The 14,769-nt window shown below is 69.1% G+C and carries 12 protein-coding genes; 5 read left to right on the top strand and 7 right to left on the bottom strand.

The annotated features are described in order from the left end of the window. The 3 genes from ctaD to PX653_RS06580 are packed head-to-tail and all read right to left on the bottom strand — an operon-like array spanning position 1 to position 3,862. Positions 1-2,535, bottom strand: coding sequence for a cytochrome c oxidase subunit I (gene ctaD / locus PX653_RS06590; RefSeq protein ID WP_277417111.1), 2,535 nt, complete (start codon positions 2,533-2,535; stop codon positions 1-3). After that, the gene (locus PX653_RS06585; RefSeq protein WP_277417110.1) at positions 2,532-3,461 is read right to left on the bottom strand and encodes a cytochrome c oxidase subunit II; all 930 of its coding nucleotides are present in this window, start codon (positions 3,459-3,461) and stop codon (positions 2,532-2,534) included. The genes ctaD and PX653_RS06585 overlap by 4 nt, the downstream gene beginning before the upstream one ends. Continuing rightward, positions 3,458-3,862 (bottom strand): c-type cytochrome, encoded by a 405-nt coding sequence (locus PX653_RS06580; protein ID WP_277417109.1) that lies wholly within the window; start codon positions 3,860-3,862, stop codon positions 3,458-3,460. The genes PX653_RS06585 and PX653_RS06580 overlap by 4 nt, the downstream gene beginning before the upstream one ends. A gap of 83 nt (positions 3,863-3,945) precedes the next feature. Between PX653_RS06580 and PX653_RS06575 the strand changes: the two genes are divergently transcribed. Then, positions 3,946-4,818 (top strand): c-type cytochrome, encoded by an 873-nt coding sequence (locus PX653_RS06575; RefSeq protein ID WP_277417108.1) that lies wholly within the window; start codon positions 3,946-3,948, stop codon positions 4,816-4,818. Further along, positions 4,815-5,894, top strand: a complete 1,080-nt coding sequence (locus PX653_RS06570; protein WP_277417107.1) for an AI-2E family transporter — start codon at positions 4,815-4,817, stop codon at positions 5,892-5,894. The genes PX653_RS06575 and PX653_RS06570 overlap by 4 nt, the downstream gene beginning before the upstream one ends. Positions 5,895-5,960: 66 nt before the next feature. On the opposite strand, the gene msbA is transcribed toward PX653_RS06570, so the two are convergent. Next, positions 5,961-7,784: a lipid A export permease/ATP-binding protein MsbA gene (gene msbA / locus PX653_RS06565; RefSeq protein ID WP_277417106.1), complete on the bottom strand. Its 1,824-nt coding sequence runs from the start codon at positions 7,782-7,784 to the stop codon at positions 5,961-5,963. Positions 7,785-8,148: 364 nt separating this feature from the next. Here msbA and PX653_RS06560 point away from each other — a divergent pair, with 364 nt between their 5' ends. Together PX653_RS06560 and PX653_RS06555 are read left to right on the top strand one after the other, a co-directional pair. Further along, on the top strand, positions 8,149-9,171 hold the full coding sequence (locus PX653_RS06560; RefSeq protein ID WP_277417105.1) for a choice-of-anchor J family PEP-CTERM protein: 1,023 nt from the start codon (positions 8,149-8,151) through the stop codon (positions 9,169-9,171). Further along, positions 9,158-10,582, top strand: a complete 1,425-nt coding sequence (locus tag PX653_RS06555; RefSeq protein ID WP_277417104.1) for a PA domain-containing protein — start codon at positions 9,158-9,160, stop codon at positions 10,580-10,582. The genes PX653_RS06560 and PX653_RS06555 overlap by 14 nt, the downstream gene beginning before the upstream one ends. 138 nt (positions 10,583-10,720) lie before the next feature. Here PX653_RS06555 and PX653_RS06550 read toward each other — a convergent pair whose 3' ends face one another. From PX653_RS06550 to PX653_RS06540, 3 genes are read right to left on the bottom strand one after another with little or no spacing between them, the layout of a single operon-like run. Then, positions 10,721-11,437 carry a YjjG family noncanonical pyrimidine nucleotidase gene (locus tag PX653_RS06550; protein WP_277417103.1) on the bottom strand — a complete coding sequence of 239 codons (717 nt, stop codon included), beginning with the start codon at positions 11,435-11,437 and terminating at the stop codon, positions 10,721-10,723. Positions 11,438-11,459: 22 nt separating this feature from the next. Further along, positions 11,460-12,710: an MFS transporter gene (locus tag PX653_RS06545; protein ID WP_277417102.1), complete on the bottom strand. Its 1,251-nt coding sequence runs from the start codon at positions 12,708-12,710 to the stop codon at positions 11,460-11,462. A 5-nt stretch (positions 12,711-12,715) separates the two neighbouring features. Then, positions 12,716-13,501, bottom strand: coding sequence for an SDR family NAD(P)-dependent oxidoreductase (locus PX653_RS06540; protein ID WP_277417101.1), 786 nt, complete (start codon positions 13,499-13,501; stop codon positions 12,716-12,718). A gap of 197 nt (positions 13,502-13,698) precedes the next feature. On the opposite strand from PX653_RS06540, the gene PX653_RS06535 reads away from it, so the two are divergent. After that, positions 13,699-14,646, top strand: coding sequence for an ABC transporter substrate binding protein (locus PX653_RS06535; protein WP_277417100.1), 948 nt, complete (start codon positions 13,699-13,701; stop codon positions 14,644-14,646). Positions 14,647-14,769 lie beyond the last annotated feature (123 nt).

Here is a 14,769-nt window from a genome sequence, read left to right as displayed (position 1 = left end):
TCACCCCATCAGCCGCGGCCAGACGTGCAGCGCGGCCGCGATGACGAGGCCCTGCGCGGCCGTGTAGAGCCAGATCAGCGCGCCGTTGTCGAGCGTGGCGCGGCTGTCCGGACGCAGTCGGCGGCACCACGAGCGCGCCGCGACATACGGCCCCACGAACGCCAGCAGCACGATGTGCAGGCCCTGGTAGGCCAGCAGCCCGGCCACGCTGGCGCCCCATGCGTGCGCGACCGGATCCAGGCCCGCGTCCCATTGCGCCCAGGCGTCCAGACCGAACGAGGCCGCCATGCAGGCGCCGGCTGCGCCGACCAGCCAGCGCAACCGCCGCTGGCGGCCCGCCAGCGGCTGGCGCCAGGCCAGCGCGAACGCGGCGGCGCTGGCCAGCAGCAGCCCGGCCGACAACGCCGCCACCCAGGGCTGCGTCAGCCGGCTGCCAGGCGGCGGGCAGATGTCGAGCCGCATCGAGACGTGCACGTACGTGAACAGGAAGGCGAGGAACACGCCGGCGTCCACTACCAGCATGATGACGGTGGCCCACCAGGACGGGCTGGCCGGGCCCGGCGCGCCCACCGGCAGCGTGTTGGCCGCGCCCAGGTTGTCCGCCACCCGGGCCTGGGCCACGGGCGGGGGCCGGTCCTGGCCCCACAGCCACGCCAGCACGGCGCCGATTGCGCCGATGCCGCAGGCCCAGGCCGTCGCCGTCCATTCGATCGTCAGCAGCAGGAAGAAGCCGGCCGTGCCGAGGGCCGCCAGGAACGGCATCCAGCCATCGGTGGGCAGCACCAGCACGTACAGGGGCCGCGCCGCGACCGGGCTGGTGACGATCGTCTCGCGCTTGCCGGTGGCCGTGCCGGGCAGCCAGTGGGCGCCCGCCGCCACTTCGTCCGCCAGTTGCGGGCGGTCCCACAGCGGCTCCGCGCTGTCGACCTGCGGAATGCTGCGCACGGCGTAGCAGTCGGCCGGCAGCCATTCCAGCGTGGCGGCGCCCCACGGGTTGCCGGGCTCGCGCTCGGGCCGGCGCAACATGCGCGCCAGGTCGACCAGGAACAGCAGCACCCCGGTCGCGAACACGAACGCCCCCACGGTGGACGCAAGGTTCAGGCCGTCCAGCCCGAGGCCCGACGGATACGTATAGACCCGGCGCGGCATGCCCAGCAGGCCGCTGACGTGCATGGGGAAGAACGCCAGGTGGAAGCCGCCGAACATCAGGCCGAAGACCCAGCGGCCGAGCCGCTCGGACAGCGCGTGGCCCCGCACCAGCGGCAGCCAGTAATACATCCCGGCGAACACGGGAAACACCATGCCGCCGATCAGCACGTAGTGGAAGTGGGCGACGACGAAGTACGTGTCATGGGCCTGCCAGTCGAACGGCACCACCGCCACCATCACGCCCGTCAGCCCGCCCAGCACGAAGATGGACATGAACCCCAGCAGGAACAGCGCCGGCGCCGTGATGCGCACCGTGCCGCGCCACAGCGTACCGATCCAGGCGAATACCTGCACGGCCGTGGGCACGGCGACGGCCATGCTGGCGGCCGACACCAGGCCCGCCTCGACCACGCCCAGCCCCGCCGCGAACATGTGGTGCGCCCACAGGCCGAAGCTGAAGAAGCCCACGCCGACCAGCGCGACGATGACGGCGCGCCGGCCCACCAGCGGCGTGCGGGCGATCGTCGGGATCATCGTCGACACCATGCCTGCCGCCGGCAGGAAGATGATGTACACCTCGGGATGGCCGAAGAACCAGAACAGGTGCTGCCACAACACGGGGTCGCCGCCGCGCGCGGGAATGAAGAACGGCCAGTCGAACGCCCGCTCCAGTTCCAGCAGCGCGGTGCCGGCGATGATGGCGGGGAACGCAAACACGATCATGACGCCGACGACCAGCATCGACCAGGCGTAGACCGGCATGCGCGCCAGCGTCATGCCCGGTGCCCGCGTAAACAGGATGCCGACGATCAGTTCGATGGCGCCGGCAATGGCGGAGATCTCGATGAAGCCGATCCCCAGCAGCCAGAAGTCCGCGTTCAGGCCCGGCGAATAGGCCTTGCCCGTCAGCGGCGGGTACATGAACCAGCCGCCGTCCGGTGCCAGGCCCACGAACAGGGTGCAGAAGAAACCCAGGCCGCCGATGGCATAGGCCCAGAACGCATACGCCGACAGGCGCGGGAACGGCAAGTCGCGTGCGCCCAGCATGCCCGGCAGCAGGTACACGGCCAGCGCCTCGACGATCGGGATGGCGAACAGGAACATCATCACGCTGCCGTGCATCGTGAAGACCTGGTTGTAGGTGGCGGCGGACAGCAGCGTGTTGTCCGGCACGGCCAGCTGCGCGCGCATCAAGAGGCCAAGGATGCCGGCCAGCAGGAAGAACAGCATGGCGGTGCCGCTGTACAGCAGCCCCACCGTGGTGTTGTTGACGGACGTGACGAGGCGCCAGCCGCGCGGCGTGCGCCACACCCGTTCCAGCCGCTCCAGCTCGCCGTCCGGCCGCGGCACGGCGCTGGGCAGCAGGGATTCGGGCGGCGCCGTCATTTCAGCGACTCCAGCCAGGCGGCCAGCGCGCGCAGGTCGGCGCCGTCCAGCGCGCGGGTGGCCGGCATGCGGGCGCCGGGCTTGTGGGCCTGTGGATCGGCCACCCAGCCGGCCAGCGTGGCCGCATGCGTGGGCAAGGTGCCGGCCGCGATCGTGCGGCGGCTGCCCACGTGGGTCAGGTCGGGACCCAGCGTGGCGCCGGCCGGCTGCGCCGTCACGCCCCGCACCGCGTGGCACGCCTGGCAGCGCTGGGCCAGGAAGACGGCGCGCCCGCGCGCCAGTTCGGCGCTGGCCGGTGCGCTGGCCGGGCGGGCCTGCGCGGCCAGCCACGCGTCGTATTCGGCCGGCGGGTGCGCCACGACTTCCAGCGCCATTCGGGCGTGTTGCTCGCCGCAATATTCCGCGCACTGGCCCCGGTAGACGCCGGGCCGCAGCGCCTGCACCGCCAGGCCGTGCAGGCGTCCCGGCACCATGTCGATCTTGCCGCCCAGCGCGGGCACCCAGAACGCATGGATCACGTCCGCCGCCCCCAGCGCCAGGAAGACCGGGCGGCCGGCCGGGATGTGGACCTCGTTGGCCAGTTCGAACTCGCGTCCCGTGGCCGGATCGGTATAGCGCACCTGCCACCACCACATGTGGCCCGTGACGGCGATGCGCAGCGGCGTCAGCGAGGTTTGCGGCGACAGGCGCGCCGTGGCGACGCTGCTCCACGCCAGCAGCGCGGTCAGGCCCAGCACGGGAAAGGCCAGGCCGCCGCCGACGATCCACCAGCGCGCCCGTATCGGCCGCCGCTCGTGGCGCAGCGCCGCCAGCGTCAGCCAGGTCAGCGCGGCCAGGATGATGGCGGCGGCAATGAACATCGTCCAGCCCAGCCGGGCAATGACGACGGCGTCGAGGCCGGCGGGATCGAAGAATCCCGCCGTCATCGCAGTGTGTGCAGGTAGGCCGCCATGTGGCGAGCGTCGTCCGGCGAGACGCCCAGGGCCGGCATCGCCGTGCCGGGCTTCACGGCGGGCGGATCGACGATCCAGCGCGCCAGCGGCGCCGGGTCGTTCGGCAAGGTGCCGGCGATGTAGCTCTGGCGCCCGAACGTGGCCAGCGGCGGCCCGGCCGTGCCGCGCGCCGCCTCCACGCCGGGAATGGCGTGGCAGCTGCCGCACTGGAACTGGGCCAGCAGGCGCCGGCCCCGGTCCGGGTCGGCGCCACCGTCGACAGCCGGTTCGCGCTCCTTGCCGCAGCCGCACAGCATGGCCGCCAGCAGCACGGCGCAGGTGGCGCCTGCCGACAGGGAGCGGCGGTGGAAAGCGAAGCGAACTCTTGCGTGCACGCACTGTTCCTGCATCGAATGGACGAATCCATATAATACAGAAAAGACAATTTCCGACCGTTCCCAAGCGTGCACATGAACCGATGAACCGCCCGTTCCGATCCCATGCCGTCCGAGTCGCCAGCGCGAGCGCCGTCGCCGCCGTGCTGGGTGCCGGGGCGGTGGCGGCATTGGCGGGCTACGCGGTGTTCCGGGGCGGCTGGTACGACGTGGCGGCCACCCGCCAGCACTTCCAGTTCGTCCACACGCTGCTGGAACGGGCCATGCAGCACTCCGTCGCGTTCCATGCCCGCGACGTCGCGGTGCCGGCGCGGGCGCCGGGCGCCGTGCTGCACGGGGCCGGCCTGTACAGCCAGCACTGCCAGCAGTGCCATGGCGCGCCCGGCGTGGCGCCGTTGCCGTTCGCGCAAAGCATGCAGCCCGTGCCAGGCCCGCTGGTGGATGCGGCGCGGCACTGGCAGCCGCGCGAGCTGTACTGGATCACACGCCATGGCATCAAGATGAGCGGCATGCCCGCCTGGGGCGTCCGGCTGAGCGAGGCCGAGCTGTGGGCGCTGGTCGCCTTCCTGCAGCGGATGCCGCACCTGACGGCGGCGGACTACCGGGCCACGCTGGCGGCGGCCAGGCCGCCGGACACGGTGGCGCCAACGTCCATGCCGCAGCCGGACGCCCGTCGCGGCCGCGTGGCGTTGACCCAATATGCCTGCCAGAGCTGCCACCTGATCCCCGGCGTGACGGGCCCTGCCACGTATGTCGGCCCGCCGCTGTACGACCTCGGCAGGCGCAGCCACATCGCCGGCCTGCTGCCCAACACGAGCGAACACCTGGCGCACTGGATCCGCGCGCCGCAGGCCGTCCACCCGGCGACGACGATGCCGACACTGGGCGTGTCCGAGCGCGATGCGCGCGACATGGCCGCCTATTTGCTGACCACCCGCCAAGGGAGCCACGAATGAACGACTCGCCACCGCCACCCATGCCCGGGCAACGCTTCGCGCGCCGCGTGGCGCTCGTCAACGGCCTTGCCCTCCTGACGCTGCTGGTGCTGGCGGCGCTGTGGTATGCCCATGACGCGCTGCTGCTGGTGTTTGCCTGCGTGCTGTTCGCGATCCTGCTGTACGAGCTGGCCGGCTGGGTACACCGACGCTTGCGGCTGTCGCGCCAGTGGGCACTGGCCGTCGTGGGGGCGGTATTGCTGCTGGTGTTCGGCGTGGGCGGCTGGCTGATGGCGCCGCAGATCGGCGAGCAGGCCGACACCCTGGCGCAGGCGGTGCCGGACGCCCTGCACCGCCTGCGCGCGGCCATGGAACAGCAGCCGCTGCTGAAACGCCTGCTGGCGGGCGTGCCGTCGCCGCAGCAGATGCAGAAGCAGTTGATGCAGCTGGTGCCGAACGCGGGCCTGTTCTTCTCCGGCCTGCTGGGCGCGCTGGGCAACGTGGTCATCATCCTGTTCGTCGGCATCTACTTCGCCGCCCAGCCGCACCTGTACATCGAGGGCTTCGTCACGCTGGTGCCGCCCACAAAACGGGCGCGGGCGCGCGAGGTGCTGGACGAGCTGTCGCGCACGCTGGCCCGCTGGCTGCTGGGCAAGGCCGCGTCGATGCTGCTGGTGGGCGTGGCCTCGGCGGCCGGCCTGGCGCTGCTGGATATTCCGCTGGCCCTGATCCTCGGGCTGATCGCGGGGCTGCTCGATTTCATCCCCTACCTGGGACCGTTGATGGCGGGGGTGCCGGCCGTGCTGATCGCGTTTTCCAGCGACCCGACCCAGGCGCTGTACGTGGTGCTGCTGTTTGCCGGCATCCAGCTGGTGGAGGGCTACCTGCTGTCGCCGCTGATCGAGAAGCGCACCGTGTCGCTGCCGCCGGCGCTCACCATCGTCATGCAGCTGCTGTTCGGGGCCCTGTTCGGCATGGCCGGCGTGGCGCTGGCGACGCCGCTGACGGCCGTGCTGGCCGTGCTGGTGTCGATGCTGTACGTGCAGGACATGCTGGGCGATCCGGTGCGCACGCCTTCCGAGACCCAGGACGCATGAAGCACCGGGGACAGGCACCGATCTTCGCCTCTCCGGGCCGAAGATCCGTGCCTGTCCCCTCCGGGCTTACACTGTCGACTGCTTCTGCGTCTGGTACAACCGGGCATACAAGCCGCCCTGCGCCAGCAGGGCATCGTGCGTGCCCGCCTCGGCGATCGCGCCGCCATTCATGACGACGATACGATCCGCGTTCTCGATGGTCGACAGCCGGTGCGCGATGACGACCGTGGTGCGGCCCTTCATCAGGCGCTCCAGCGCGGCCTGCACCTGGCGTTCCGATTCCGTGTCGAGCGCGCTGGTGGCCTCGTCCAGGATCAGGATTGGCGCGTCCTTGTACAGCGCGCGGGCGATCGCCAGGCGCTGGCGCTGGCCGCCGGACAGGCGCAGGCCGTTCTCGCCCACCTGCGTCGCATAGCCCTGCGGCTGGCGCTCGATGAATTCATGCGCGTAGGCGGCACGCGCGGCGGCTTCGATGCGGACCGGGTCCGGCGCCGGGTCGCCGTAGGCGATATTGGCGGCCAGCGTGTCGTTGAACAGCACCACGTCCTGGCTGACCAGCGCGATCTGCTGACGCAGGTCGGCCAGCCGGTACTCGCGCAGGTCGACATCGTCCAGCAGGATCGCGCCAGTGGACACGTCGTAGAAGCGCGGCAGCAGGCTGGCCAGCGTCGTCTTGCCGCTGCCGGAGCCGCCCACCAGTGCCACCGTCTCGCCGGCGGCGATGTCCAGCGAGACATCGCGCAGCGCCGGTGCCGCATCCGGATCGGTGACGCCGTAGCGGAAGCCCACCTGCCGCAGCTCGATGCGGCCGGCCGCGCGCGCCAGCGTGCGCGTGCCCGTGTCGGTCTCGATCGGTGCGTCGATCAGGCCGAACACGGACTTGGCCGCGGCCAGGCCGCGCTGCAGCGGCTCGTTGATCTTGGTCAGGTTCTTGATGGGCGACTGCATCGCCATCAGGGAGCCCATGAAGGCGACGAACGCGCCGGGCGACAGCGCACCCTGCTGCGCGCGCACGAGCGCGAAATAGATCACGGCCGCCAGCGTGGCGCCGACCAGCAGCATGATGATCCCGGAATTCATCGCCGCCGTGGCCGAGTGCTTCACGGCCAGTTGGCGGTTCAGCCGCACCACCTCGTCGAAACGGCGCTGTTCATACGCCTGGCCGCCGAAGATCTTGACGACGCGCTGGCCGCCGATGCTTTCGTCCAGCACCCGCGTCAGCTCGCCCATCGCGTGCTGCGCGCTCTCGGACAGGCGGCGCATGCGCCGGCCCGCGAAGATGACGACGATGGCCACCAGCGGCAACAGGCCCAGGCAGAACACGGCCAGTTGCCAGTCGATGGTGAACAGCGAGACCAGGTAGCCAGCGGTCGCGACGGAATCGCGCACGGCCACGTTGAGGACGTTCAGGCCGGCCTGCGATACCTGGTTGGCGTCGAACGTGACGCGCGACAGCGTGGTACCGGTGGAAGACAGGTCGAAGTAGCCGTTGGGCAGGCGCAGGATACGATGGAACATGCGGCTGCGCAGGTCCGCCTGGACGCGATTGCTGAGCCACGCGGAGCCATAGTCGCCGGCAAAGCTGCTGACCATGCGCAGGAACGCCAGCGCCATGATGATGACGGGAATGGTCCACAACGCCGCCTGGGCCGCATTGACCGGCATGATGCGGTCGATCCAGTGGCCTACTGTCGCCAGCACGCCGCCCGCCACCTCGGCCCCGTGGCTGATGCCCTGCGGGCGCAAGGCGTCGACGACGTTCTGCAACTGGCGGATCAGGAGCACGTCCGTCAGCGAGGCCACCCCGACGGCGATGAGGGTCGCGGCCAACACGCCGCCATGGGAAAGGAATTGCCGCAGCAGGCGGAAATACAGTTGGCGGCTTTGCACGTGTTCTGCCAGAGAAGATGAAAGGCAGCATTGTAACCGCCTTCGCCACGGGCGCGAAACCGCCACCCGGGCACCCCGGATGCCGTAACACTTGTTACGTTTTGTTACAGCTCAACAAAGGCCGGCGGCGTCAAGACGCATGTGCAGAGTGTGTGCTCGAATACAACAAAATGCCTCAAGACCCGCATGGATGCTGGGGCTTGCAGGATGAAATCACCACGGCTGTTGCATATTGGATACGAATCAAAAAAACAATTACAAAGTGTAAAAATTCAGTGGCAGAGATACATTTCTTCCGCCTATACTGGATTTGCAATTTCCAAAACATTGCACTCTCCTCTATCGTCAAAACGAAAGTGAACCAATGAAAACGTTCCTCACTCTTTTTGCATCGGCGGCGCTGACACTATCGGCATCGGCCCACGCAGATACGCCGCCCACTTCCCTTACCGAGGGCTTCGATGACATCAGTTCGCTGAGCGGCTGGGTCATCAACAATGCCAACGGCGGCCAGAGCTGGTTCCAGGGCAACGACGGCATCTTCGCGGCCCAGGCCGGCGCGGACAATTCGTACGCTGCCGCCAACCTTATGTCGGGCGCAAGCGGTACCGGTGCCATCGACAACTGGCTGATCACGCCGGAGCTGACCCTGTCGGGCACGACGCGCATCACGTTCTACACCCGCACGGCCGATGCAGGTTTTGACGATAACCTGGGAGTGCTGTTCGGCGCCGGCAACGGCACCGCCATCGGTGGCTTCAAGACGAGCCTGCTGTCGATCGACGCGGCCGCCTACCCTGGCGACTGGACCCGCTACACGGCCGAGTTCACGGGCACCGGCACGGGCCGCTTCGCCTTCCACTACACGGGCAACACCAACACCAGCGACTACATCGGCCTGGACAGCGTGACGATCAGCGCCGTGCCGGAACCGTCGACCTGGCTGATGCTGGGCATGGGCCTGGCAGGCGTGGGCTTCATGGCCCGCCGCAGCCGCCGCGCCGCCGCCGGTGCCGGCCTGGCACTGGCCGCCCTGGGCATGTCCTCGGGCGCCATGGCCGCCGATGAAAAAGGCATGGTTGTCGTGCGCGACGCCGAAACCGGCCAGCTGCGCGCGCCTACCGCTGCCGAATACAAGCAACTGGTACCGCAGACACTGAAGAGCGCCAGCCTGTCGGCCGGCAACACGAAGGAAGCGCAGGTCGTGACGCGCCCCGACGGCACCCGCGTCGCCAGCGCGGCCAGCAAGATGCTGTACTCCGTCGTCACGAAGAACGCGGACGGCTCGCTGAGCGAAGCCTGCGCAGAGACCGAAGACGCTGCCCTGGCAGCCACGCAAACCACGCGCACCGCGCAAGCCAAGGAGCGCAACTATGAAGCGCAATAACATGAAGAGCATCATCGCCGCCCTCGCCGTCGCGTTCAGCGCCGCCGGTGCCGCCCAGGCCGCCGCACCGATCGTCATCGTCAACGCCAACGAACCGGGCGTGGGCTTCAACGACCCGACGCCGGTCGAGCCCGTCGGTGGCAACACCGGCACGACCCTGGGCGAACAGCGCCTGATCGCCTTCACGCACGCCGCCAACATCTGGGGTTCCAAGCTGAACAGCTCGGTGCCGATCCGCATCCAGGCCAGTTTCGAACCGCTGCGCTGCACGGCAACGTCCGCGACGCTGGGTTCGGCCGGCACGATGGAAGTGTTCTCCGACTTCCCAGGCGCGCCGAAAGCGAACACCTGGTACCCGAGCGCGCTGGCCAACAAGCTGTCCGGCGTGGACCAGAGCCCGAGCATCGCCGACATCCGCGCGCGCTTCAACTCGCGCCTGGGCCTGGCCGAGGACTGCCTGCCCGGTTCGCCCTTCTACCTGGGCCTGGACGGCGCCGACCAAGGGGGCACCGACTTCGTGGCCGTGCTGCTGCACGAAATGGGCCATGGCCTGGGCTTCCAGAGCTTCTCCGACGAGGAAACGGGCCAGTACTACCTGGACACTCCGTCGATCTGGGATCACTTCATGACGGACAACCGTACCAACAAGACGTGGACGCAGATGACCCCGGCGGAGCGTATCGCCAATGCGGTCAGCGGCGACGGCATGTCCTGGAGCGGCCCGGAAGTGACGGCCGCCGTGCCTGACGTGCTGGGCAAGCTGGGCGTCGTCAACATCAGCGGCAGCGCCGCAGGTTCGACCGCCGGCAACTACAAGTTCGGCGAAGCCAGCTTCGGCCTGCCGATCGGCTCGAAGACCGTCGCCGGCCAGTTGATGCCGGTCGTCGACCAGCCAGCCGGTACGGGCTTCGCTTGCGAGCCGCTGAATCCGATCAACGCGAAAGCCGTTGCCGGCAATATCGCGCTGGTGGACCGCGGTTCGTGCACGTTCGTCGTCAAGGCCGCCAATGTACAGGCCGCCGGCGCGATCGGCATGATCGTCGCCGACAACGCCCCAGGCGACCCGGCCGGCATGAGCGGCAGCGATCCGTCCGTCACGATCCCGGCGGTGCGCATCAGCCAGGCCGACGGCAATGCGCTGAAGGCCAAGCTGGCCTACCGTTCCCGCACCAAGTCGGGCATCGTCGCCACGTTCAAGGCCGACGAGACCAGGATGGCCGGCACGGACAACCAGAAGCGTATCCTGATGTACACGCCGACGACGTTCGAACCGGGCTCCTCGGTATCGCACTTCACCACGTCCGCCCGCCCGAACCAGCTGATGGAACCGGCGATCAATTCGGACCTGACGCATGAAGTCGAGCCGCCGAAGGACCTGACGTTGCCGCTGCTGCACGATATTGGTTGGTAATGCGCGGCTGGTAATCGGCCGCTGGCTGCAGTAAATGAAAATGCCGGGCTTGCCCGGCATTTTTCTTGGGGTCTGTCCCTGCACAGGGACTGACCCCGAAGTGACTTCATTTCGCAGGAACGCCGCCGAACTTCGGGGTCAGTCCCCGCGGGGACAGACCCCGGTTGCCTCACGCAATACCGGTATCACCTGCTCCAGCCGCGCCACCTCCCACGTTGGCCGCGCCGTGCCGGCATTGGCCAGTGTCCCGGGATTGAACCATACGCTGTCGATCCCGAAGCGGTTCGCGCCCAGGATGTCGGCATCCAGCCGGTCGCCCACAATCACGGTCTCGGCGGGGGTGAACGTGCGCGCCATGCGCACCGTGTAGTCGAAGAAACGGCCGTCCGGCTTGGCGTGGCCGCACGCTTCCGACGTGGCGACGAACGAGACATGTCCGGCCAGGCCGGAACTGGCGATGCGGCGCTGCTGGATCTGGTCGACGCCATTGGTGATGATGCCCACCTCGCCCACCTCCGCCAGCGCGGCGCACAGCTCGCGCGCGCCGTCGACCAGCACGACGGTATCGGCCAGCGCTTCCAGGTACAGGTGGCTGGCCGCCTGGGCATCCAGGTCCAGGCCAGCCGTGGCGAACGTACGGCGGAAGCGCTCCACCTTCAGGAAATCCTTGGCGACGGTGCCTGCCTCGAAGGCCTGCCACAACGCCAGGTTGATGGCCTGGTAGCGCTCGAACAAACCCGCAGGCAGCGGCGCCAGTCCCAGCGCGCGCAGCGTGCGCTCGAACGAGCGCCGCTCCGAAGCCTTGAAGTCCAGCAGTGTATCGTCCAGGTCGAACAGAAAGAGTCGGTATTTCATCCCGGCATGATAGCGCAAGCGCTCAGCCGGGGCCCGGCGCCTTGGCTTCGGCTACCCCGTCCGAGCGCCGCTCACCCGGTATCGTGGCGGCGACGAAACCGCCCAGCGACAGCAGCGACAAGCCCAGGAACAGGCCCAGCAGGGCCAGCGGCGACGTGCCCGCGCCCAGCAGCAACGCCGTCAGCAGCGGTCCTGCCGCCCGCGCCAGCAGCGATGGGCCGGCCATGGCACCGGCTATGGCACCGTAATGGCGGCGGCCGAACAGTTCCTGCGGCACCGTGCCACGGACGATCGTCAGCACGCCGTTGCTGGCCCCCAGCAGCAGGCAGAACAGGCCGGCCGCCCACTGCCGGTGCGCCAGCAGCACCATCGCCAGCAGTCCGGCCGGCAGCGCGGCAAAGGCGAGCCGGCCGATGCGCTGCGGCGGCGCGTCCTGGAACCACAACCGCTCGGCAATCCGCCCCGCCACCTGGGCCGGCCCGATCAACGCGGCCAGGGCGACCGCCAGCGTGGCGCCGTAGCCCAGCTGGCGCAGCAGCGGGATCAGGTGCACGGCCAGTGCGGAAAAGATCAGCGCATTGACGGCAAACGCCAGCGCGAGCTTCCAGAACGCCGGGTGGCGCAGCGCCTCGCGCAGTTGCAGGTCGCCGCCGCTGGCGCTGGCGGTCGCCGGGGCCCGGGCCGTTCCCCCGTGCCGGCCAGCCAGGCACAGGTGCAAGGGCAGGCACAACACCAGGTGCATGACGGCATAGGCGAGGCACGTGCCACGCCAGCCCAGCGCCGTGTCCAGGCGCATGGTCAGCGGCCAGAATACCGTGCTGGCGAAGCCGCCGAACAGCGTCAGGGTCGAGATCAGGCGGCGCGACGCGGCGCCGAAGTCGCGGTTCAGCGTGGCAAACGCCGCCTCGTACAACGTCAGCGCCATCGCCAGGCCCAGCACGGTCCACGCCAGCACGTACAGCGCCCATGACGTGGTGCCGGCCAGCAGCAGCATGCCGGCCGCGGCGGCCAGGGAGCCGGCGCCCATGACGACGCGCCCGCCCAGCCGGTCCAGCAGCGCGCCGGCCGGCGTCGCGGCCAGGCTCGAGACGATCAGGCTCCACGAATAGGCGCCGTAGACCATCGCGCCACTCCATTGGAACTCGCGCGCCAGCGCCGGCCCCAGGATCGTGATGCTGTAGTACAGCGAGCCCCACGAGGCAATCTGCGTGATGGCGAGGATCGCCAGCGTCGCGCGCTGGCGGCCAGGGTCCGGTGCGACGCCGTCCGTCATGCCGCTCAGATCGTATCGGCCGTGCCGCCGTCCACCCGCAGCGCGGCGCCGGTGGTGGCCGATGCCTGGGGCGAGCACACGTACACGACCAGGTTGGCCACCTCCTCCGGCATGGCGACGCGCTGCAGGATCGAACTGGCGCGGTGGGCGCGCACGAACGCATTGGCGCGCTCCAGCGCCACCTCGGCGCTCTCGCCTGGCGCCACCATGTCCTGCACGCCTTCCGACAGCGTCGGGCCCGGCAACACGCTGTTGACCGTGATGCCCGTGCCCGCCAGGCTCTTGGCCAGGCCCCGCGCGACGGCCAGGTTGGCCGTTTTCGTGAAGCCGTAGTGGATCATGTCCGCCGGGATGTTGATGGCCGATTCGGACGAGATGAAGACGATGCGACCCCAATTGCGTTGCTGCATGCCGGGCAGCCAGGCGCGGCTCGCGCGCACGCCGGACATCACGTTGACTTCGAAGAAGCGCGTCCATTCGCTGTCCGGGATCTCGGCAAAGGGCTGCGGCCCGAAGATGCCGACGTTGTTGACGAGGATGTCGCACTCGGGTTCACGCGCCTTGAGCTGGTCGAAGCCGGCCGCGCCGCCCAGGTCCACCGCATGGCCCCGTACCCGTGCGCCCGGCACGGCGCCCGCCAGCCGCGCCAGCGCGGCGTCCACGTCGACCTGCTTGCGCCCCGTGACGACGACGCTGGCGCCGGCCCGGGCCAGTCCCAGCGCAATGGCGTAGCCGATGCCCCGCGTGGAGCCGGTGACGATGGCGGTTCTTCCGGTCAGATCGATCTGCATGGGTTCTCCTTGGGCGAATCCTGAATGTGTGGCAAAAGACACACTGTAGCGCGCTCCGGCAAAAGTTGCAGCCCGCTATGCATACCCCAGGATGAGACGTCTAGACAACATGCTCGATAATACAGGTACAAAAACGCCCGCCGGGGCGTTAGACTGCTGAAATACCTTTACAGCAATATTTATCTGGAACATTGCCCGTGACCCGTTTGCGCCTTCTCCGCCCGTTCTCGGCGGCCCTGCTGGCATTGCTGCTGGCCGGCCTGGCCGGGCCCGCACGCGCCGTCACGGCGGCCAGCGATACGATCGCCGTGCTGTTCCCCGATATCGGCGAACCCTACCGCAAGGTATTCACGGAAATCATCGGCGGCGTCGAGCAGCAGCTGGGCGGCAAGGTGCGCGCGATCCCGGTGGGCGCCGGCAGCGGCGCGGAGGTGCAGTCCGGCCTGAAGCGCCAGGGCGCGCGGACCGTGATCGCACTGGGCCGCCAGGGCCTGCGCGCGGCGGGGGCGCTGGACGGTTCCTTCGGCATCGTCGTGGGCGGCATCGGCGCGCTGCCCGAGCCGGAACGCTGGCGCGGGATCGGCCTGGCGCCCGACCCGGTCCTGCTGTTCTCCTGGCTGAAGACGCTGGTGCCGGGCGTACGGCGCGTTTTCGTCGTCTACCACCCGGTGCACAGCCAGGCCATCGTACGCCTGGCGCGCGAGGCCGCGCGGGGCCAGGGACTGGAGCTGCTCGCCATTGAGGCCAACGACCTGGCCGGTGCGGTGCGCGGCTACCACGCGGCCTTCGCCATGGCGGAAGGCCGCCGCGATGCGCTCTGGCTGCCGCAGGACAGCGTTACCGTGGACGACACGACGATCCTGCCGATGCTGCTGCGCGAATCCTGGAACCGCGCCGTCCCCCTGTTCTCCAGCAGCATCTTGCACGTCAAGAAAGGCGTGTTGTTCGCTTTATATCCGGACAACGTGGCGCTGGGCCGCGAGCTGGCCGCGTTGGCCCAGGCCGCGGTGGGGCCGGAGGAGACCGCACGGCCCGGCCTGCAGCCCCTGCGCGCCGTGCGGCTCGCCGTCAACACGCGCACGGCCAGTCACCTGGGCCTCGATATGGAGAGCCACCAGCATCCGTTCGACGCCGTCTTTCCATGACAGCCACGCGGTTCGGTAATAATGCCGTCAGTAAATTAATTTCTTTCTGGCTAATGGAACGCTTATACTGCCGGGTATTGCGTCATTGTGATGTTGGCAGGCCTGCCTGCACCGAAAGAACGA

Origin of the sequence: Pseudoduganella chitinolytica (genome assembly GCF_029028125.1) — a bacterium.
GTDB classification, from domain to species: Bacteria; Pseudomonadota; Gammaproteobacteria; order Burkholderiales; family Burkholderiaceae_D; genus Rugamonas; species Rugamonas chitinolytica.
Note: the sequence above shows the minus strand (reverse complement) of the source record. Positions and strands in the feature narration are given on the sequence as shown.